The sequence below is a fragment of the Methanolacinia paynteri genome (genome assembly GCF_000784355.1).
Taxonomy (GTDB): Archaea; Halobacteriota; Methanomicrobia; order Methanomicrobiales; family Methanomicrobiaceae; genus Methanolacinia; species Methanolacinia paynteri.
In genome coordinates, this window is the sequence record NZ_AXDV01000005.1 from 18,642 (window position 1) to 39,401 (window position 20,760).

Consider the following 20,760-nt stretch of genomic DNA (forward strand, 5'->3'; position numbering starts at 1 on the left):
ATTGGATCTTGCAAGACTTGCAATAATTTCGCAAAAAGAATTCTCCGATCATATCAGGAGCAGAAGGCTCATATTCATCCTGATAATATTCTGCCTTATCCTGGGCATTAAAGCGGCAAACGGTGTAGCAGATTACAACGAATCGCTTGAAGCATATAAGTCAGGAACAGGCTCTCTGGTGATCTTCCTTCCTTCAGCAGTGGAGGTCTTTTCTGAGATCGTAAATGCGATTGGCTCAGAAGGATTTGGTTTAATAGTGGGCCTGGCACTTGGCTTCGATCTTCTATCAGGGGAAAAGGAAGGCAGAACATTAAAGACCATACTATCCCGGCCAATTTATCGTGACGAACTCATAAACGGGAAGGCCATCGGCGGAATTGCAGCTCTTATTTTAATCTCGGCCACAGGATTTTTTATAGTCCTCGCGGTTATGCTCGTGCTTGGAATTGTGCCGGATTTTGATGAATTGTTTGGGATAGGGATTCTCTGGATTCTGACGCTCCTGTTTATGATAACGGCATTTTCACTTGCACTGATGACCTCGGTCATCACAAAAACCAGCAGTAATTCCCTGATCCTTTCGCTTGCCATCATCTTCCTGATATTATTCGTCCTGCCTTTGGGAGTGAACAATATTGCAACAGAATTATTAATCGGCCAACCACCGTTGCCTTCATCTGATTCATTTAGCTCTGGCATGTATGAATATCAGGAAAAACAGAAAGAATACTACGATGAAAAAAATGCCATTATCGACCTGTCTACATCAATATCCATAAAAGAGGTATACGAAGATATTACACTCCCTATTGTTGCACCGTCCTCTTATCAGATAAGTATGAATTTGAGAAATTCAAACGATCCCTTCAGCTCTGCCACGTCTGAAAAACCAGGCGTGTGGTCACTTGTCAGCGATCAATTTGGAAAACTCATCATATTCATAATGTGGCCTGTTATCTTCTTCGGAATTGCCTATGTCAGGTTCATGAGGTTGGATCTGAGATAACGCAGGGGGGAATTATCAAAATGGATTTTAGCAGAATTAAACTGATTGCAATAAAAGAAGCACAGGATCATATCACGAGTCTTCGTTTTCTCGGGCTGTTGTTCCTCCTGATTGCATTATGTACAATTCAGGTTTTATCGGAAATAGAGAATTATTATTACTTAATTGAATATTATAGCAATGCACCTTTTCTTGCCGCAGATCGAATATATGTTCTTTCAGATCTGCCTTATTCGATCAATATCTTTACAGGGATAAGCAATTCCATAGATATCGGGGTGTACGGACCAATTATTGCGATTGCACTAGGCTTCGATCTTATAACAAAAGAAAGGGAAGCAGGCACATTAAAAACTATGCTGTCGGTTCCCGTATACAGGGACGAGGTCATAAACGGAAAAGTGCTCGGGGGTATTATCGTAATAATAATCGCTGTAACTGTTCTTTTTGCTCTTGAATTTGCACTCCTTTTATTAAGCTCGATTGTCCCCGGAATAAGTGAGTTGGGTTATTTTTTTGCATTCTGGGTGATTACAATCCTGTATTTGTCCGGGATTTTCATAATGTCCGTAATGATCTCGACTGTTTCAAAGTCAAGCGGAATGTCGCTTATTTTTTCAGTTCTCACATTTCTGGTCCTGATAAACCTGATATTTACGATCGGGAACTTTACTTCAGATTACGTCCTTTCCGATCCTATTGGCGAATATAAAAATCCTGATGAGAATGATCACGACTTATATGAAATGTCGGTGGTTTACAATGAAAACAAGGAGACTATCCACCGTATTGCTTCTTATCTCTCCTTCAGGATGAATTATTATGAGATATCAAGTGTTTTATTAAGACCGCAAGAGCTGTTGGAATTTGAGGATGTGGAAAGTTACGACAGAACTCTGCCCCCTGTGGGAGAAGTGCTTGCTTCCATGTGGGGTTATATTCTCTTCCTGGTTGCATACCCTATTGTCTTTTTCGGAATAGCATACGTGAAATTCATGAGGATGGATCTCAGGTGACTGCGATATGAAGAATCAAATTCAAAATGCAACAGAGTAGCCATTCACAGAAAAAATGAATCACCCGGGAGTGATTCACCTCAGCCTTTTTTTAAAGTTTGCAATACGCACAAGTTAGATCTGCAGATCGTTTTTCCGCCCGCCCGGTCCGTCAACGAAGAAATATTCGTATCGGCTTATCGGGGAGAATTCACAGTCGATAAGAAAACGAAATGATAAAACCTGCACATGTAACAAATAGTTACATAGAATCCGCCGGCATGTAACAGATCGTAACAGTTATTGATTCTCCCCGCTACAATATGTAACATGTCGAAGGTAATCCGGATAGACGAGGATTCGATAGAGATTGCGATGAAATACGGAAAGTCGATAAGCGAGGGGATCAGGACGATGGACAAGATGATTCACAACAGCAGCAGGAATACGATCGACGCCGAGGACATCAGGAGAGTAGTAAGGGAAGAGCTTGAATCCTTCGGGAGATACTGAGTTTGAGCCACGAATTAAAAATCTCGATCGGTCCCTCCCACTTCCGCTACAGAATCTGCGAGCGGATGAAAGAGATCGGAAACTCCGTATACTATCACGAGATCCTCGGGAACCCGGAAATCGTCCTGTTCCATATAAAATATAAAGGCAAAAATCCCGAAAGAAGGATCATGGAGATCATAAAAGAGGCTTCCCCGGGATTTTTCTATCTCCCGTACGTGATAAACGGTTACGTGAAACAAACACCGGATAAAAGATACGGACTATCGCTTCAGGTGCAGGCGTCCGGGGAGATCTGCGAACTGTGCACGGAACTGGAAAGACTTCTCATTTCGGAAAAATTCGAATTCAGGAGTATGATGACCGGCAGCAACATACTCTATATCCCGGTGATCGAATACTCCGGCATAATAGATGCCGAAATTATCCACAGGCATGCATCGCAAAAAAACAACGGCATCGTCACCCGGCTCCTGTCACGGGCAGGGAAAACCCCGCAGTACAGGATCAGGGACTTCATCCTGCCTGCGGAGAGCATTCACATCGAACTCTCGGACGAAAACGGTCTCCGGAAGACCTACGATCTCGTCAGGAAAAGATGGTCCGACAAAAATCCGACGGGCAGCAGGTCGGGAGACGGCTTCGAAGGATTCCGGAGACTGAGAAATTACGAATCCGGCGAGACGGCATTTTCAGAAAAAGACGAGATCTATCTTCTCTCAGATCTCCACCTGGGCCACAGCGACATAATCTGGGGCGCCGCACGCCCATATCCGCCCGGCGATTGGAAACGAATGGACAAAGTGCTCATCAATAACTGGAACAACATCATCAAACCTTCCGATACGGTATATTATCTCGGCGACCTCACCTACAATCTCGACCGCAGAACCTGCGATTACTACCTCTCCAAACTCAACGGGAATATCGAATTTATAAAGGGAAACCATGACGGATCTATGGAAGGTCTGCCGGAGCAGATGACGATAAGTTATTCCGGGCGGGATTTTCTGCTTGTCCACGACCCCAAGTCCAGGCCCGAAGGTTATCACGGGTGGACGATCCACGGGCATGTCCACAACAGCAGGATTTCGGATTATCCTTTCATCGATTTTACGAACAAAACCATAAATGTCTGCTGCGAACTGACCGGTTATCACCCGATTAAACTCGGGGAGATTAGTGGTTTGATTGATTTGTATGAAAAAGGGGAGATCAGTGCAGAAAGTTTTTTGCTGTACGAGGATTTTTTGAAAATTTGTAAGGGCATTAGCCCCTGACGGGGCAGCCCTATGCTCAGTTCGCTACGCGAACTTTCGCAATCGTGATAACCCGGCCTGGACGCTACCCAGCCGGGTAGCCTCGGCCGGGAGAGAGATCTGTCGTAAACGTAAAGTAAGTTAAAAAAACATCAGGAGATCATCCGAGATTATCAGATAATAAAGATTTCGCGGAGCGGGAGGGATGCTCGTCCATCCCGACTGCGACTTATCGCCATGAAGGGGAGGGTCACAGGGAGGGGGAATCTTCCCCCTCCCTGTATTATTTAGATTTAGAAATCCTTTTTTTGGAAATTTATAGAGGCAAAACCCCCCAAATTAAAAAAACGCTGTATATAAATTAATTAAAAAAAACTGTTGTGTGTATCATATTAAACCAGCCTCCTTCATGTCTTTAGATACCTCAACCAACTTCTCCAACTTCCTGTTCGCATCGGATAACTCAGGTATTGCCTTGCTCAAAGGCCATCTAAGCAACTTAAAAGTGTTTTCCTCAAAATCAGATTCGTGCTTTACAATATCATCATTAACTTCCAGGATCTGCTCCATAGCCCTTTTAAATTTTGCCGCCGTTTTTTCAATATCCAGTTTTTCAGTGCTAATATCCAGTCCCATTGTCCATCAATCCATTCAGTTATTTTTCTAATTGTCCGGGATACTCCATAAATATTGGCGACTTTGATCCGGGAAATCCTTCAACCTGAAAATTTCATAAAATGAACCGGTTACCAAATTTCGTTTTGGGAATAAAAAACGACATTCATCACATAAATCCCTTATTAAGAAATTTGAAAATCATTAATTCATCCAATATTCCGGACAGGTGATTTAATGAAAAAGCATTATCAGAAGATTCCGCTTTGTATACTGGCTGCATGTATGATTTTCGTGATTCTGACAGCAGGATGTACATATAACGGCCCAAACCCACTGGAGAGCACCCCGGCCACACCGACGAATTCCGTAACAGCAGAAACTACGCAGTCAGTTCAGTCAGGAAGCACACAACCCGCAGTCTCGTGGAAGGACTTCTATCCCGATCATACCGAACAGGAAAAATCTCAATTAATCGAAGAAGCGAAAGGCGAGGTCATGAGTACTTTCCCGGACCTGGACAAATCAACGCTGAACGGGAACTGGGTTGAGCACTCAAGAATTACCGACGACGGTCTGGAAGAGATCGGCCGACCGTATATTAAATTCGAAGGTATCAAATCCACCTCTGATGACGAAAAATATGCAGTTTTCGTCGACCCGGAATCAATGAAGATAATATATTATACTCCGTATAGCGGCAGCCACACCGAACCTGTAATCTCTTTCAATGAGGCAAAGGAAAAAGCGATCGATTTCATAAGAGAGACACAGGGTGACGACTCAATAGCTGATGATCCCGACACGTACATATATACTGTAAACTGCTACGAAAGAGATGAATTCGGCCTGCCTGTTGCTCTTGTTAATATCTATAAAAAAAGTAATGGAATAACATATACAGACAATTACGTCATGGCCGAATATGATATGAATAAAGACAATATTGAAAGATACCACGACAATTTAGCAAATTCAGAACTTCTTTCAGGACTTACAACACTTTCGGCACAACCCGAGATCAGCTTTGACGAAGCAGTGAATCTGGTAGAGGATAAAATCGCTGAAAAATATAACCTTGATGAGATAGGTGTAGAATACTCCGAAGTTACTCCATATGACAGCTATCTGTTATGGTGGGATGACGACAATATCGTTTACGCTGACGATCCCGACCCGGTTCCACTGGTATGGTATGCGGGAATTAGTGATGAGAACAGTCGCGAAGAGTCCCAGGAAACCGGTTTGCCTGCCAGATGTGGTGCATTTATAGTCGATGCACATACCGGGGAGATCTACAGGCTCGTATACGGAGATATAAAAATCAAAACTTACGGTTATATGGGGTAAAAATCCTCCTCTGTCTCCATTTTAACGTGCGGGAGATAGATCAACAGGACGTTAGAATAATCATCCGTAATTTTCAGATAACAAAGGAATTCACGGAGTGGTGAAGAGGGCATAAGCCCCTGCCGGGGAATAAAAAACGACATTCATCACATAAATCCCTTATTAAGAAATTTGAAAATCATTAGTTCATCCCACATTCCGGACAGGTGATTTAATGAAAAAGCATTATCAGAAGATTCCGTTTTGTATACTGGCTGCATGTATGTTTTTCGTTATTCTGACATCAGGATGTACATATAACGGTCCAAACCCACTGGAGAACACCCCGGCCACACCGACGAATTCCGTAACAGCAGAAACTACGCAGTCAGTTCAGTCAGGAAGCACACAACCGACAGTATCATGGAAAGACTTCTATCCCGATCATACCGAACAGGAAAAATCTCAATTGATCGAAAAGGCAAAAGACGAGATTCTGAGAGTCTTCCCTACGGTGGATAGATCAACGCTCAACGGAGAGTGGGTTGAGCATGCAAGAACCAACGGCGCAGGTACAGAAATGATAGGTAGTCCGTATATCGATTTTGAAAATTTGGAATTTTCATCAGGAGAAAACAGGGAATTTGTAATAGAAGTAGATCCCGAATCAATGAAGGTAATATATTACTCTCCGTATAAAGGCACTTATTCTTCGGCTAAAATTACCTATGGTGAGGGAAAAGAAAAGGCAGTCGAGTTCATAAAAAAAGCACAGGGAGGAGATTCGATTGCTGATGATCCTGATGCCTACACTGTTATGAAGAATGAATATGCATCAGGTGGGAGACCTATGGCATCTGTTTCATATTATAAAAAATTTAATGGAGTTCCATATGAATCTAACAGAGTTTCGGCAGAATATGATCTGAGCCGTGACAAGGTAGAGAGATATTTCGATTATACAGCAAATCCAGGACTCCTATCAGGATTAACTACGTTATCACCCGAACCTGATATTACTCTTGAAGAAGCAAAACAGATCTTTGAAAATAAAATTTCTGGAAAATATGATCTTGATGAGTTAGAATTAGAATACTCTGAAACTAGTTCGTTTGACACCTATCTCTTATGGTGGGATGACGACAATATTGTTTATGCCGACGATCCCAACCCGATACCTCTGGTATGGTTTATTACATGTAGCGATAAGGATAGTCGCGAAGAATATGAAGAAACAGGTGTTTCCCCAGAATCTGGGGCATTTATAATCGATGCACATACCGGAGAGATCTACTGGCTTAAATATGGAGAAATATCTATCAAAAAATATTTATCCTAAATTATGGTTATACAAGTTAAGAATCCTCCTCATTCCTTTTTTAATATGTAGACGATCGTTCAATAAGACGTTTTTAGGATCAGTCGGAAATCTTTCATGATAAATTAAATCGATCAGGTTCAAATTCCAAAATGGTGGTTTTATGAAAAAAATACTAAATGAATTTTCAATTATTTTGGTCGCTGTGGTTATAGTGTTCACAATTTTCGCTTCGGGTTGCACAGTTAATAATTCAAACCAGCATGAAGTTACTCCTTCTCCAGGCATTACTTCTTCAGCAACTGAAATTCCGCAAACGGCACAATCAGGGATCACTAAACCTTCGGCCAACTGGAAGGATTTCTATCCAGAATATAACGAGTACGACGGCCAGACCAGACAGGAATTGATCGAAGAGGCAAAAGACGAGATTATGAGACTGTTCCCAAACGTTGACAGGTCAACTCTGAACGGTCAATGGCAGGAACACGTTTACACATACACGAGTATTGCATACGGTTACCCGGTCATCGTTTTTGAAAATGCAGACTTCACATCTGATAATTTCATGGCTTTACAGGAGGAGATGTCAAACGGAGATTCATCAAGGATTCAGAGAAATCTGGTGAGAATTGTTTATGATCCCAAATCAGAAAAAGTTCTTGATTTCGGCTCTTATGGCTATAGTACGCCTCCGGCAAGCGCAGAGAGACGAGTAACTTCTGAAGAGGCAAAAGAGAAATGTTTAAACTTAATCAAAAAAGTAAAAGGAGAAGATTTTGTTAACAACGAAATGAACGATTATTCAATTATCTTTACAGATCTAGAAGCAGAAGATAATCAAGGAGAAGTAATCGTTGAGTTAGAAGGTTATCCATATGAAAATGTCCCGTATCTCAACGGTGGAATATTCGTTGATTATAATTTAGTCCTTGATGAAGTTCTTGGTTATTCAGATTGCACCTATGATCCGGAACTTCTGGCAGCGCTGACTACACTATCCCCAGACCCGGAAATTAAAACGCTTGAAGAGGCAAAGGGAATATTCGAAGCGAAAGTCGCGGAGAGGTACCCGGGAGAGGTAGATATTGATTACAGAACAGATGAAGGTTTTACAACAAACGCACTCGTATGGGATAATATTCCAAAGAATATTTTTTCAGACAATCCCGAGCCTTTCAAACTGGTATGGTATCTTGTATTTAATTCAGGTAATGCCAGAAGGGAGGCGGTAATCGATGCTCACACGGGAGAGATCACATACCTCAGGTACAAGGATATCGATATCGATACCTATGACTGAAAATCAAAATTGATTCTCACTTTTTTTAATAATCTAAATTTTTTCCAGGCAGTGATATGTAGACGATCGTTCAATAAGACGTTTAAATAATTATATGCAATTTTTCACCGGGATAAGAAGTAATAATCTTTTTTCAATGGAGTGATGTCTCAGATAAAATGAATTCAGGCAAAATGAAAGTTCAACATTTCCCACATAAATCGCATATAAATGAAGTCAAAGATTGTTTGATCACATAAAGCAACCCTTTACAATAAAATCCGATTGCATACGGGGGTAAAAAATGATAAAAACCGAAAACCTCACCAAGGAATATAACGGAAAAAACGCGGTCGACAACCTCAACCTCGAAGTTGGAGACGGAGAAGTCTTCGGGTTCCTCGGCCCGAACGGAGCTGGGAAGAGTACGACCATCCTGATGCTCACGGGAATGATCGAGCCCACATCCGGCACATGCACGATAGAAGGAGTAAACGTCGCAATAAACCCGCTCAAGGGAAAAGAGATCCTCGGCTACCTCCCGGAGGATGTCGGGTTTTACAGGAATCTCACCGGTTATGAAAACCTCGACTACCTCGGGAAGTTCTACCCGATAGAAAAAAGGGAGAGGGAAGATCGGATCGAGAGACTCTTAAAAAGCGTCAGGCTCAATGGGGTCACACAGAAAGTAGGCGAATATTCGAGGGGAATGAACCAGAGGCTCGGGCTCGCACTTGCACTTTTGAACGACCCGAAGGTCGTGATCCTCGACGAACCAACCGCAAACCTGGACCCGGAAGGAGTACTCAGGTACAGGGAGATCATAAAAGAGCTTGAAAAAGAAGGAAAGACAGTTCTCATCTGCTCCCATATTCTCTCCGAAGTCCGGGCGGTCTGCACGACACTCGGCATAATATCCCAGGGAAAACTCGTTGCGAAAGGATCTGTCGAAAAGGTCGAAGACGAACTCATCAGGCAGAGCGGAACGAGGCAGAAGATCGTCATCAAATCCATAAACCCGGAACTTTACGAAGAGATCGAATCGATCAAAAATCCCGACATCCTTGGGGTGGAAAGGACGAAGGACGGAATCGAGATCTCAGTCCAAACAGACATCCGGCCCCTTCTCGCAGAAAAACTGAAAGACCACTGCTCCGGTATAACCGAGATGTATCTCGACCGCCCCGGACTTGAAGACTTATTCCTGAAGGTGTACAGGAGGGAGTAGAGATTGGATCTTACAAGACTTGCGATTATCTCTCAAAAGGAGTTATCCGACCATGTAACAAGCAGGCGATTCCTCCTGATACTAACAATAACATGCCTTGTACTTGGGGTTGCGGCTGCAAACGGTGTCACGGATTACAACAATGCCCTTGAGAGGTATAAAGTCGGAGAAGAGGGTGATCCTTTCATGCCGTCAATCCTCTACGCGTTTGGAAAAATTACAGATTCGGTTGGTTTGGAAGGACTGGGGGCGATCATAGGAATTGCAATAGGTTTTGATCTCATTGCAGGAGAGCGGGAGGGAAGATCCTTAAAGACCATACTCTCACAGCCGCTATACAGGGACGAACTTATAAACGGGAAGGCCATCGGCGGAATAACCACACTCGCAATTATAACACTTGCAGGATTTTTAACCATTCTCGCCATATTCCTGGTTATAAGCATTGTTCCTTCTTTTGAAGAGGTCTTTTTAATCGGGGTGATTTGGTTTATAACTCTGCTATATATGATTTCATACTTTTCAATGGCGCTGATGTCTTCTGTTCTCGCAAAGACCAGTAGCGGAGCCATGATAATCTCACTGATCATCCTGTTCATAATGACGTATATAATTCCAGTCGGCGGAGGAGAACTCGGGACCTGTCTTCTCGGACCGGAACCTGAAGACATAGGGTATGACCATGATTCGCAACTACAGGCAAACTATGAAAGAGCGGTTTTGGATATATATGATTTTTTCAATCTCTTTTCGGCACAAAGGGTCTATAGCAGTATAACCTCCCCAATAACGGATCCATCTTATTATGCAATCTATCAGCTTGGGTTTGATAATTTAGACGAAACGGGGAATATTGAAAAACCGTCTTTATTGGGAATTATAGGTGACAAATGGATAAATATCATAGTTTTCATTATGTGGCCTGTTCTCTTCTTCGGGATAGCCTATGTGAAATTCATGCGTACGGACCTGAGGTGACGAAGAATTATGGATTTTAAACGAATCACCTTGATAGGTTACAAGGAATTCCAGGATCATATCACAAGCAGACGGTTCCTCGCCCTCTTGTTTTTGATGCTGACGATAACCGGGATCTTTGTATTCAAGGAGATAGGCAGTTATATTGAGGATTTGGAGGAATACAGCACACTCTATAGTTACTCCTTTTTTGGCCTTCCAAAACCTGTGAACATCTTCGAAGGTATAAAGTCCGGAATTGCAGGCAGCTCCATATTCGGGTCGATAATTGCTATTACACTGGGATTTGATCTTATAACGAAAGAGAGAGAGACCGGATCGATCAAGGCGATACTCTCGGTTCCTGTCTACAGGGACGAAGTCATAAACGGCAAGGCACTTGGAGGTATATTGGCAATAGCACTTGCGGTAACGATCGTCTTCGTGCTGACTCTTGGAATTATGTTGATATATAGCATTGTTCCGGATCTTAATGAACTGGGCTTCTTATTCGTTTTCTGGTTAATAACGATCCTCTATCTGTCCGGGATCTTTATAATGTCATTAATGGTCTCGTCTTTTTCGAAGACAAGCGGAATATCATTTATATACTCATTAATGCTCCTTCTCATCCTGACAAGCGTCATATATTCGACAGGAGATTTTGCAGTTGACACGATAATGGGGCAGGAGCCTTCGATAAATACGAACAATATGGGTTTATCGGATCCCAAACATTACCAGGAGGAATCCAATGCCTATTATCAAAGAAGAATAGAGCTTACAAATCTTGTATTTTACATCTCTCTCGATACAAACTACCGTAAAACTTCAATAGCCCTGACCAAGCCTAAATTGTATCTAAGAACGCAATCCGAATACAATTCTGAGAGTCCAGATCCAACACTTTCCGACATGCTGGGAAAAATCTGGGGCTACGTCCTCTTCCTTATTGCATATCCCATAGCCTTCTTCGGGATAGCCTATGTGAAATTCATGAGGATGGATTTAAGGTGATTACTATGAAAAATAAAAACAGATCAATTCACTACTTGCTGGCAATCGCAGTCATAATGCTGATTGTATCTTCGCTGCTGGTATCCGGGTGTACCGTAAACAACAGTCCGGCAGTAGCTGCCGGGCCGGATACGACCGTCCCCGAACAGACCGATCAGCAGCCCGAACAAGTCACAGACAATTATATCGGAGCCGGTGAAAGACTGGCCGAACCTGTAAAAGTCCCCGGAACCTGGATCGGGACAGATAAATCAAAAGCGATACCGGATTACGATGACGAAACCAAAGAGAAATATCTTGCCGAAGCAAAAGCTGAAATTCTCCGGGTCTTCCCTGAAACGGATGTTTCCACACTGAACAGGTATTACTGGGATGCGGAACTTGCAGGCTCGTTTTTCATTCCGGCTCTCGTTTTCAGTGACGTAATCGTGGACAAAACAGAACCTGAAAATGCCTGCGATCAAATCTATTACAGCCCGGATAAAAAACGAATTACCTGGTGGTATTATGACACAAATTCCCCGGCCAGGGGCACCAGCGGAAGCGAGATAATACGGCAGGAGGACGTCGATATGGAAAGGGATGTTCTGCCGGTCTTCAAAAATATTATCGGGAACGAGGAGTTTGAAAGAAACAGGGACAATTACTCCACATATCTTTTGGACGACGGAAATATCCACCAGACAACCGCCGCGTACATCTGTGAAGGCGGCAGCGGTGTCAAATGCTATATGGGCAATACGAGAGTCTCCTTCAGCAGGACGACCGGAAGAGTTGTGGCATACAGGGAGAATTTCAACGAGGAAGAGTTCTACAGCCAGGCGGTAAAATTGCCCACCGTCCCGAAAATATCTCTTGAGGAAGCCAAATCGATCCTCGAAGCAAAACTCGACGAACTATACCCTGACGACCCGCAGAATATTCAATATCCCGAAGGGGGCTCAGCCGATCTTTCAGGCGGCCTGTTCTGGCTCGATTCCTGTGTATACATGGATATAGAAGACGATTACCTGTTAAGCCCCGTACCATTGGCATGGGGAATCATATACATAACCAAAGAATCACAAGGCTGGGGCGGATCAGGAGAAATCTGGGCGGCAGTCGATGCAAACACCGGCGAAATAGTGAGTATGTATAACGACCGGATAAGGATCTCGGGAAAAACTTACGATTGAGGACGATTAAACTTTAAAACCGGGCATAAGCCCCTAACGGGGCAACCCTATGCTCAGTTCGCTACGCGAACCTTCGCAATTGCGATAACCCGACCTGGGCGCTACCCATCCGGGTAGCCCCGGCCGGGAGAGAGACCTGTTATAAAACGTAAAATAAGTTAATGGAGCGGGAGGGATGCTCGTCCATCCCGACCGCGACTTATCGCCACAGAGAGGCCCCGAGGTCGGGGCCGATCCGCGGGCTGCCCGGCGGCCCGCGGCGAGGGGTTGTCAACGATGCACCGGTTACATATGGATTACATATCCAAAAAGCCGGGAAATCCTATATTTCCGTAGAAAAAATCCGATCTACAGTTTCAAAAAAATATTGTTGTTGAGGAAAACCCTTCAATTACATATCATGATATTATTTTTTATCCCTGTTTCCCCGTCACATAATTGATAACATTCTCGCAGATATCCGCCGAATAATCGCCGACCCTTCTCATACTGTCAGAAATAGAAACGATGGAAATCGCTATATGTGCCTGGTAATTAATCGCCAGCTTATTGATCCCGCTGCATTTATCTTCAAAAATAAGCGAATCGTTGATAATATCGTTTGCCTCTTTGAGGTCGTGATCGAAGAACGACTTGATGCTGCTCTTGAAGATCACGATCGATTCTTCGTTCACCCTCCCGATCATATCCAGGATCTCTTCAGGCGGTTCGCATTCCCCGAGTTTGACCACGTTATGAGCAATCCTACTCGCATGATCCCCCACACGCTCGATGATCCTGCTCACGAGGAAGTAGTTCATGATCCCGTCGAGAGGCACATTCATCTTCCTTGCAAGATTGATATCGCCCAAAATAAGATTCGTCTGGCGGCCGATAAGCCAGTGAAGACGATCCACATCGTTGTCTCTCGATATAACACTCTGGGCAAGTTCGAGATCCCTGTTCTTTAAGGCCCGGACCGCATCCTCGTGCATCTTCTGCACTATAACAGACATCCTGGATATCGTGTTTTCGAGCGGCATCTCCGCCGGATTCAGGAGATCTTTAATGACGATCTCGGTCTCGGTCTCGTCCACGACCTCCTGGCCGATCGCCATATTCGTAAATTCACGGATCTTCTCCGAGGCAAAAGCAGGAAGCCTTCCGTGCGCCCAGATCCGCATCGTCGTATATCCCGCGAAATAGGCGCCGATAAGACTCCGGAGAAACAACGTCTGGTCCGTTATGGCGCTTACCTCGTAATTCCAGACCTTCTGGATCTGCTCGCCCGTCGTATTCGGCGTAATAAGAATAGTCCCGTCGTCCTGCTCGATAAGGCCGACAGGATCGTTTTTCGCGATTTTATTCCTGGTAATCCATTTCTTAGGCAAAGATACGATATACGAGGACCCACCGCTCATCTGGATCTTTCTGATATCCATGTCAGTATTTTTACTCCAAAATATATATAAGAATATTGAAACGATATCCGACTATCTTGATAAATACAAAATATGATCTCTTTCGGGTAAAGTTTATATTTCAAATACCGATTTGATATCGGTGACCTAATGAAGGACAGCCATAAAAAATCAGGTCTGGTATTAGTCGCACTTGCAATTGTTGTCTTTTCTGCAATCTTTGTATGTGGATGTACCGGAAACAGCGGAGTTGATAATCCTTCCTCTACAACGGAAGCGACCACAGCAACAGTTCAGACTCTAACAGTAACAGGGTCAACAACTGTTCTGCCCATCGCCCAGGCAGCTGCCGAAGCATATATGGAAACCAACAAGTACGCAGATATTCAGGTTTCCGGAGGAGGTTCGGGAGTTGGTGTCCAGGCAGTAGGAACAGGCACTGCCGATATCGGAATGGCATCAAGAGATCTGAAATCATCGGAATCCGAAGAATATCCGAATCTTGTCCAGCATGTCATCGCAGGTGACGGAATAGCTCTTGTAGTCTACAAAGACAATCCTGTAGACAGCCTCACACTCGCACAGATCAAATCGATATACAAAGGTGAGATCACAAACTGGAACCAGGTAGGCGGCAATGATATGGAGATCGTAGTCGTAGGCCGGGACTCATCATCAGGAACCAGAGAATTCTTCTACGAATCCGTCATGGATGAAGAAGACTTTGTCGCAACACAGCTCGAGAAGAACTCGAACGGTGCCGTAGCACAAACCGTAAGTCAGACACCGGGAGCGATAGGCTACCTCAGTATGGGATACCTTGACGATTCGCTTAAAGCTCTCGACATCAATGTCGACGGAACACTCATCGAAGCAACAGTCGACAACGTTCTTTCAGGAAAATACCCGGTTGCAAGAAACCTCAACATGTTCACCAACGGCGAAGCATCAGGACTTGCAGCAGACTTCTTAGCCTACATCCTCGGCAGTGACGGACAGGCAATCGTAGTCGAAGAGGGTTACGTCCCTGTAGCGTAAACGAAAAACAACATTCGGGAGACAATTCTCCCATTAATTTTTTATTATGACATACGGTACAGATTTAAAAAAAAAGACTGTAAAGGATGAAAAATCTCCTTATAGTTCCAGTAATCTTTCGGATCAAATCGTCCGGGGGATACTTTTCGCCGCAGCCGCTTTTGGCGTTCTCACCGTTTTTTTCATACTACTTTTTCTCCTGAAAGACGGTATTCCCGCTTTTGCCTCCATCGGACTGTACGATTTTTTGTTTGGCAGCGTCTGGAATCCCGGGGGAGCTAATCCTACATACGGTACACTCCCGCTGTGGGTCGACACCCTTCTCGTAACACTGGGTGCGATGATCATCGCAGCACCTCTCGGGATAGGCAGTGCAATATATATCTCCGAGATCGCGTCGTCCAGGATCAGATCGGTAATCAAACCCGCGGTCGAACTCCTTGCAGGAATCCCTTCGGTCGTCTACGGTTTCTTCGGTCTCGTAATACTGACCGACTGGCTGAGGATAACGTTCGATCTTGCCACAGGAGAATGCTGGCTTGCCGGCTCTATCCTTCTCGGCATAATGGCTCTTCCGACGATAATCAGCGTATCGGAAGATGCAATCAATGCGGTCCCCGATAATTTCAGGCGGGGTTCGCTCGGACTCGGCGCCACCTACTGGCAGACGATAAGCAAGGTAATCGTCCCCGCAGCTCTCTCCGGGATAACTGCGGCCATCATTCTCGGAATGGGCCGGGCGATAGGAGAGACGATGGCAGTGATGATGGTTACGGGTAATTCCGCCATAATACCGGACCCGATATACAACATATTCTCGCCGGTACGAACACTCACCGGAACACTGGGAATTGAGATGGGCGAGGTTGCGGTAGGAAGCGAACACTATCATGCATTATTCGGCGTCGCCCTGCTCCTCCTTGTGATAACTCTCGTTGTGAACCTGTCCGCCCAGCACATCATCAACAGGATCAGGCTCAAAGGAACGGGTTCCAACCACAAGGGCAGATCGAAATTATCGCTCCCGAACCCGGAGGCATTCAAATTATCCGAAAGATCGAAAGAGCGGCTGAAATATGCAGCGATAGTGGTTTTCATTCTATGCCTGCTTTATATCAATATATTCCTGTGCGCCGCCGCGGTCGTCCTGATACTTTTATGGAAGTTCTATCTACAGTCCCTCGACCCGAAAAAGATGCAGAAGCTCGCGTACGTGCTCCTGTATATGTCGATAGGAATCGTGCTGGTAGTGCTCGGCATAATCCTCTACGACATCATATCGAAGGGTCTTCCGGCAATGTCCTGGGAATTTTTGACAGGATACCCCAAGGATCTCGGAAGAGAGGGAGGAATATTCCCGGCTATAGTGGGCACGCTCTATCTTGTCGGCGGAGCGATTCTGTTCGCACTTCCGATCGGCGTCTGCGCCGCGATATATCTTGTCGAATATACTAAAGAGAGCAGGATCACCTCGATAATAAGATCGGGAGTCGATCTCCTGAACGGCACTCCTTCAATCGTCTTCGGTCTCTTCGGGTTTGCGTTCCTGGTATTGTTCCTCGACTTCGGGGTCTGCCTTCTCGCCGGAATGATAACGCTCGGCCTGATGGTCCTCCCGACGATAATCAGGACCACTGAAGAGGCATTGAAGAGCGTTCCCGATTCGTTGAGGCACGGAAGTCTTGCACTCGGAGCAACAAAATGGCAGACGATACGAAAAGTCGTCCTCTCCCCCGCGGCACCGGGAATCATAACCGGAACGATCCTCTCCATAGGAAGAGCGGCAGGCGAGACGGCCCCGATCATGTTTACGGCCGTCGTGTTCACGACCCGTTTCCTGCCTTCGTCGGTATTCGATCCCGTCATGGCACTGCCGTATCACCTCTTCATCCTCTCGACGAATGTGCCCGGGGCATCGACCAACCAGTACGGGACGGCCCTCGTGCTCCTGCTCCTCGTAATGGCTGTATATTGTATTGCAATCCTTGTAAGGAACCATTACCAGAAATCCCTAAGGTGGTAATTCAGATGTCAGATAAAGAAACAATACTTGAAACGAAGAAGCTCAACCTCTTCTACGGCGAAAAACAGGCCCTGACGGAGGTTGACGTTCAGGTTTACAAAAACCATGTAACCGCACTCATCGGCCCTTCGGGATGTGGAAAATCCACTCTTCTCAGGTGCTTCAACAGGATGAACGATCTTGTGGCCAGCTGCAGGATCGACGGCGAGATCATATACCACGACCGGAATATCTATTCGCCGGGCACCGACGTCGTCCACATGAGGAAGAAGATCGGGATGGTATTCCAGCAGCCCAACCCGTTCCCGAAATCGATCTATGACAATATCGCATACGGGCCGAGGATTCACGGGACAAAAGACAGGAAGAAACTCGACGAGATCGTTGAAAAGAGCCTGAAGCAGGCCGCATTATGGGATGAAGTCCACGACAGGCTGGACGAACCGGCGATGGGGCTCTCCGGGGGACAGCAGCAGAGGCTCTGCATCGCAAGAACTCTTGCAGTCGAGCCTGAGGTAATCCTGATGGACGAACCGTGCTCGGCTCTCGATCCGATAGCAACCTCGAAGATCGAGTCGCTGATCGACGATCTCAAGAAGACCTACACGGTCATCATCGTTACGCACAGCATGTCGCAGGCTTCGAGGGTCTCAGATTATACGGGATTCATGTACCTCGGGAAGATGATCGAGTTCGGCGATACGGAGAAGATATTCACGAGCCCGGACGAAGAGCTGACGAACAACTACATCACCGGAAGGTTCGGATAAGGTGGGAAATTAAATGAGCGATAAATTTCAGTCTGAATTGAAAAAATTAAAGGAGTACACCATAGAGATGGGTGAATTCTCCATCACCATGTTCAGGGATTCACTCAAAGCGTTGAACGACATGGACGAAAAGCTTGCAAACGATGTGATCGGGCGAAAGAGGAAGCTTGCCGAGTACAACAACAACATCGACGAGGAAACCCTGAGAGTTCTCACCCTCTACCAGCCGGTCGCAAGCGATATCAGGTTCCTATCGTGCATCTCGCAGATGAACACCTCGCTGTACAGGCTCGGGCGGAACGGGAAGGATATTGCCAAACTTATCACCATTCTCCCCAATACCCCGCACCTGAACGTGTTCAAAAATATCTGCCACATGGGCGATTATGTCGCCATTATGATAGCTGACGTCCTCGAGGCGTTCAGGACCGGCGACATCTCCAAGATCCTCGATCTCGGGAAGAGGGACAACTACGTCGACAATCTCCAGGAGACGATCTTCCGGGAGAGCTTCACGTACATGATGGAGGACAGCAGCAATATCTCCCGCTGCATCGAGTACGTCATGGTCTCGAGATATCTCGAGAGGATGGGGGACCATGCATGCCTTATGGGAGAAAAGGTATACTTTATGATAGAAGGAAAGAAAATAGAGTTCCATTAAACGGTCGTTTTAAATGTCAAAAATAAGCCTGAATAATCCCGGTATTTTTATCAACCGCGAACTTTCATGGATAGAATTCAACAGGATGGTACTGGAGGAAGCGCAGGACCAGAGACATCCTCTTCTCGAGAGAGTGAAATTTCTCTCCATCTTCTCGAGCAACCTCGACGAATTCATGATGATCCGCGTTTCGGGACTGAGGAGGCAGAAGAAAGCAGGAGCTTTGGAATCCCCTCCCGACGGACTGACACCGACCCAGCAGCTCTCGGCCATCCGCTCGGAGGTGAAGAAGCAGATCCTCGAGTCCGATATGATCTGGCGCGACAATCTTCTGCCCGCCCTGAATAAAGAGGGAATATTCATCCACCGCTTCAGGGAGCTGAATAAAAAACAGAAGAACTTCCTGAGAAAGTATTTCGAGAAGGAGATCTTTCCGGCCCTGACCCCGATGGCGTTCGACCCGGGCCGCCCGTTTCCGTTCATATCGAACCTGAGCCTGAACCTCGCCGTAATCATCGACGATCCGCAGGAGGGAAATATATTTTCGAGGCTCAAGATCCCGAGGGAGACATTCCCGAGGCTGATCAGGATACCGCCGGAATGCATCAAACTTTCCGAAGAATGCCAGGATCTTGTAGATGAGTATCATTTTGTCTTCATAGAAGATCTCGCTGCGGCAAATGCCGATCTCCTCTTCCCCGAGGAAAAGATCGTCAACTGTTATCCGTTCGTCGTATCGAGAGATGCCGACCTCGAGATCGAGGAGGATGAAGCAGCCGATCTCCTTACTGCGATCGAAGAGAGTGTCGAACTGAGACGGATCGGGTCTCCCGTAAGGCTCGAAGTCGACCGTTCCATGCCGAAATGGGTGCGGAATATTCTTGCAAAAAAATTCGAGCTCGGGTCCGGGGACGTGTACACGGTAGACGAGCACCTGAGAAAGTCGGACCTTATGCAACTGATGGATGTCGACCGGCCCGATCTTAAGGACAAGCCGTTTCTTCCCTCCTACCCCTGCGGGTTCGAGGATGAAGACAAAAGCATCTTTCCTGAGATCAAAAAGGGCGATATCCTCTTCTACCACCCCTACGACAGCTTCACCCCGATCGTGAATTTCATACGGCAGGCGGCCGAGGATCCGGACGTAATCGCGATTAAGCAGACGCTCTACAGGACCGGCCCGAAGTCCCCGATCGTCCAGGCGCTTATGAAAGCGAGGATGAACGGCAAGCAGGTCTCGGTGATGGTGGAGCTCAAGGCGAGATTCGACGAGCAGAACAATATCACCTGGGCGAAGGCGCTTGAGAGAACCGGCGTCCATGTCGTATACGGGCTGATGGGAATCAAGGTCCATTCAAAGATGACGATGGTCGTCAGGAGAGAGAAGGAGGGGCTTGAGACCTACATCCATATCGGGACAGGAAACTACAACCCGGTTACCGCGAGGATCTATACGGATATCGGCATCATGACATGCGACAGATCGATCGCATCCGATGTCACCGATCTCTTCAATGCCTTAACAGGCCATTCGGGAAAACGCGAGTTCAACGATCTCATCGTCTCCTACGGCAAGACGGGCATGATGAAGGAGAAGATCCTCGGCCTGATCGAACAGGAGATCGAGGTCCAAAAGCAGGGCAAAGAGGGTTATATCGCGTTCAAACTGAATCAGCTCGTGGACCCGGATATCATTATCGCGCTCTATAAGGCTTCGAAAGCAGGTGTCAAAATCGTCCTCCAGGTGAGGGGCATCTGCTGTCTCAGGCCGGGAATGAAGGATATCAGTGAAAATATCGAATGCACGTCCATAGTAGGGAGATTCCTCGAACATTCGAGGATATTGTACTTCAGAAACGACGGCAACGATATTCTTCTCACCGGAAGCGCGGACATGATGCAGAGGAATCTCAACCGGAGAGTCGAGATCCTGATGGAGATAAAAGACGAGAATATCAAATCAGAAATAAAGAAGATCCTCGACGTCCACCTGAACGACAATGTAAATTCGAGAGAACTTCGCCCTGACGGCAGCTACGTCAAGAAAGAAGCGTCAGGGGAGAGATGCGACGCACAGCAGTGGATGATAGATCACAGGGGTGTCTGGAATGAAGGGCACCTCTGATAATAAACGCTTTTCTCCTTCAAGTACCGATTATAAATTACGGAGC

Annotated in this window: 18 protein-coding genes; 16 read left to right on the forward strand and 2 right to left on the reverse strand. The window is 45.8% G+C overall.

Annotated elements, in window-relative coordinates; genetic code table 11:
* Position 1 precedes the first annotated feature (1 nt).
* From METPAY_RS00665 to METPAY_RS13975, 4 genes are all read left to right on the forward strand, one after another.
* Positions 2 to 1,006, forward strand: coding sequence for an ABC transporter permease (locus METPAY_RS00665; protein WP_048148238.1), 1,005 nt, complete (start codon positions 2 to 4; stop codon positions 1,004 to 1,006).
* A gap of 20 nt (positions 1,007 to 1,026) precedes the next feature.
* Complete coding sequence (locus METPAY_RS00670; RefSeq protein ID WP_048148240.1) at positions 1,027 to 2,022, forward strand: ABC transporter permease; 996 nt, start codon at positions 1,027 to 1,029, stop codon at positions 2,020 to 2,022.
* Between the two features lie 309 nt (positions 2,023 to 2,331).
* Entirely contained in the window at positions 2,332 to 2,514 is a 183-nt protein-coding gene (locus METPAY_RS00675; protein ID WP_013329403.1) for a hypothetical protein, read from the forward strand.
* 65 nt (positions 2,515 to 2,579) lie between these two features.
* Positions 2,580 to 3,794, forward strand: a complete 1,215-nt coding sequence (locus tag METPAY_RS13975; protein WP_169743623.1) for a metallophosphoesterase — start codon at positions 2,580 to 2,582, stop codon at positions 3,792 to 3,794.
* A gap of 366 nt (positions 3,795 to 4,160) precedes the next feature.
* Here METPAY_RS13975 and METPAY_RS00685 read toward each other — a convergent pair whose 3' ends face one another.
* Positions 4,161 to 4,409, reverse strand: coding sequence for a hypothetical protein (locus METPAY_RS00685; protein WP_048148241.1), 249 nt, complete (start codon positions 4,407 to 4,409; stop codon positions 4,161 to 4,163).
* A gap of 216 nt (positions 4,410 to 4,625) precedes the next feature.
* Between METPAY_RS00685 and METPAY_RS00690 the strand changes: the two genes are divergently transcribed.
* From METPAY_RS00690 to METPAY_RS00725, 7 genes are all read left to right on the forward strand, one after another.
* A complete protein-coding gene (locus METPAY_RS00690) occupies positions 4,626 to 5,738 on the forward strand; it encodes a hypothetical protein (protein ID WP_048148242.1) in 1,113 nt (370 codons plus the stop codon).
* Between the two features lie 214 nt (positions 5,739 to 5,952).
* Complete coding sequence (locus tag METPAY_RS00695) at positions 5,953 to 7,056, forward strand: hypothetical protein (protein WP_048148243.1); 1,104 nt, start codon at positions 5,953 to 5,955, stop codon at positions 7,054 to 7,056.
* A 142-nt stretch (positions 7,057 to 7,198) separates the two neighbouring features.
* Positions 7,199 to 8,338, forward strand: a complete 1,140-nt coding sequence (locus METPAY_RS00705; RefSeq protein WP_157198965.1) for a hypothetical protein — start codon at positions 7,199 to 7,201, stop codon at positions 8,336 to 8,338.
* Between the two features lie 283 nt (positions 8,339 to 8,621).
* Entirely contained in the window at positions 8,622 to 9,545 is a 924-nt protein-coding gene (locus METPAY_RS00710) for an ABC transporter ATP-binding protein (protein WP_048148247.1), read from the forward strand.
* 3 nt (positions 9,546 to 9,548) lie between these two features.
* Positions 9,549 to 10,523, forward strand: coding sequence for an ABC transporter permease (locus METPAY_RS00715; protein ID WP_048148249.1), 975 nt, complete (start codon positions 9,549 to 9,551; stop codon positions 10,521 to 10,523).
* 9 nt (positions 10,524 to 10,532) lie between these two features.
* The gene (locus METPAY_RS00720; RefSeq protein WP_048148251.1) at positions 10,533 to 11,519 is read left to right on the forward strand and encodes an ABC transporter permease subunit; all 987 of its coding nucleotides are present in this window, start codon (positions 10,533 to 10,535) and stop codon (positions 11,517 to 11,519) included.
* 5 nt (positions 11,520 to 11,524) lie between these two features.
* Positions 11,525 to 12,694: a hypothetical protein gene (locus METPAY_RS00725; protein WP_048148252.1), complete on the forward strand. Its 1,170-nt coding sequence runs from the start codon at positions 11,525 to 11,527 to the stop codon at positions 12,692 to 12,694.
* 413 nt (positions 12,695 to 13,107) lie between these two features.
* Here the strand turns inward: METPAY_RS00725 and METPAY_RS00730 are convergent, their stop codons facing one another.
* Positions 13,108 to 14,115, reverse strand: coding sequence for a phosphate uptake regulator PhoU (locus METPAY_RS00730; RefSeq protein WP_048148254.1), 1,008 nt, complete (start codon positions 14,113 to 14,115; stop codon positions 13,108 to 13,110).
* 129 nt (positions 14,116 to 14,244) lie between these two features.
* Between METPAY_RS00730 and METPAY_RS00735 the strand changes: the two genes are divergently transcribed.
* Genes METPAY_RS00735 through ppk1 form a run of 5 tightly spaced genes read left to right on the forward strand, consistent with a single transcriptional unit; the run spans position 14,245 to position 20,714 of the window.
* Positions 14,245 to 15,132, forward strand: coding sequence for a phosphate ABC transporter substrate-binding protein (locus METPAY_RS00735; protein WP_048148256.1), 888 nt, complete (start codon positions 14,245 to 14,247; stop codon positions 15,130 to 15,132).
* 46 nt (positions 15,133 to 15,178) lie between these two features.
* Positions 15,179 to 17,155: a phosphate ABC transporter permease PstA gene (gene pstA / locus METPAY_RS00740; RefSeq protein ID WP_048148257.1), complete on the forward strand. Its 1,977-nt coding sequence runs from the start codon at positions 15,179 to 15,181 to the stop codon at positions 17,153 to 17,155.
* 5 nt (positions 17,156 to 17,160) lie between these two features.
* Positions 17,161 to 17,925, forward strand: coding sequence for a phosphate ABC transporter ATP-binding protein PstB (gene pstB / locus METPAY_RS00745; protein WP_048148259.1), 765 nt, complete (start codon positions 17,161 to 17,163; stop codon positions 17,923 to 17,925).
* Between the two features lie 13 nt (positions 17,926 to 17,938).
* The gene (phoU, locus tag METPAY_RS00750; protein WP_048148261.1) at positions 17,939 to 18,589 is read left to right on the forward strand and encodes a phosphate signaling complex protein PhoU; all 651 of its coding nucleotides are present in this window, start codon (positions 17,939 to 17,941) and stop codon (positions 18,587 to 18,589) included.
* Positions 18,590 to 18,602: 13 nt separating this feature from the next.
* Positions 18,603 to 20,714: a polyphosphate kinase 1 gene (gene ppk1 / locus METPAY_RS00755; RefSeq protein WP_048148263.1), complete on the forward strand. Its 2,112-nt coding sequence runs from the start codon at positions 18,603 to 18,605 to the stop codon at positions 20,712 to 20,714.
* The last annotated feature ends 46 nt before the right edge of the window (positions 20,715 to 20,760 follow it).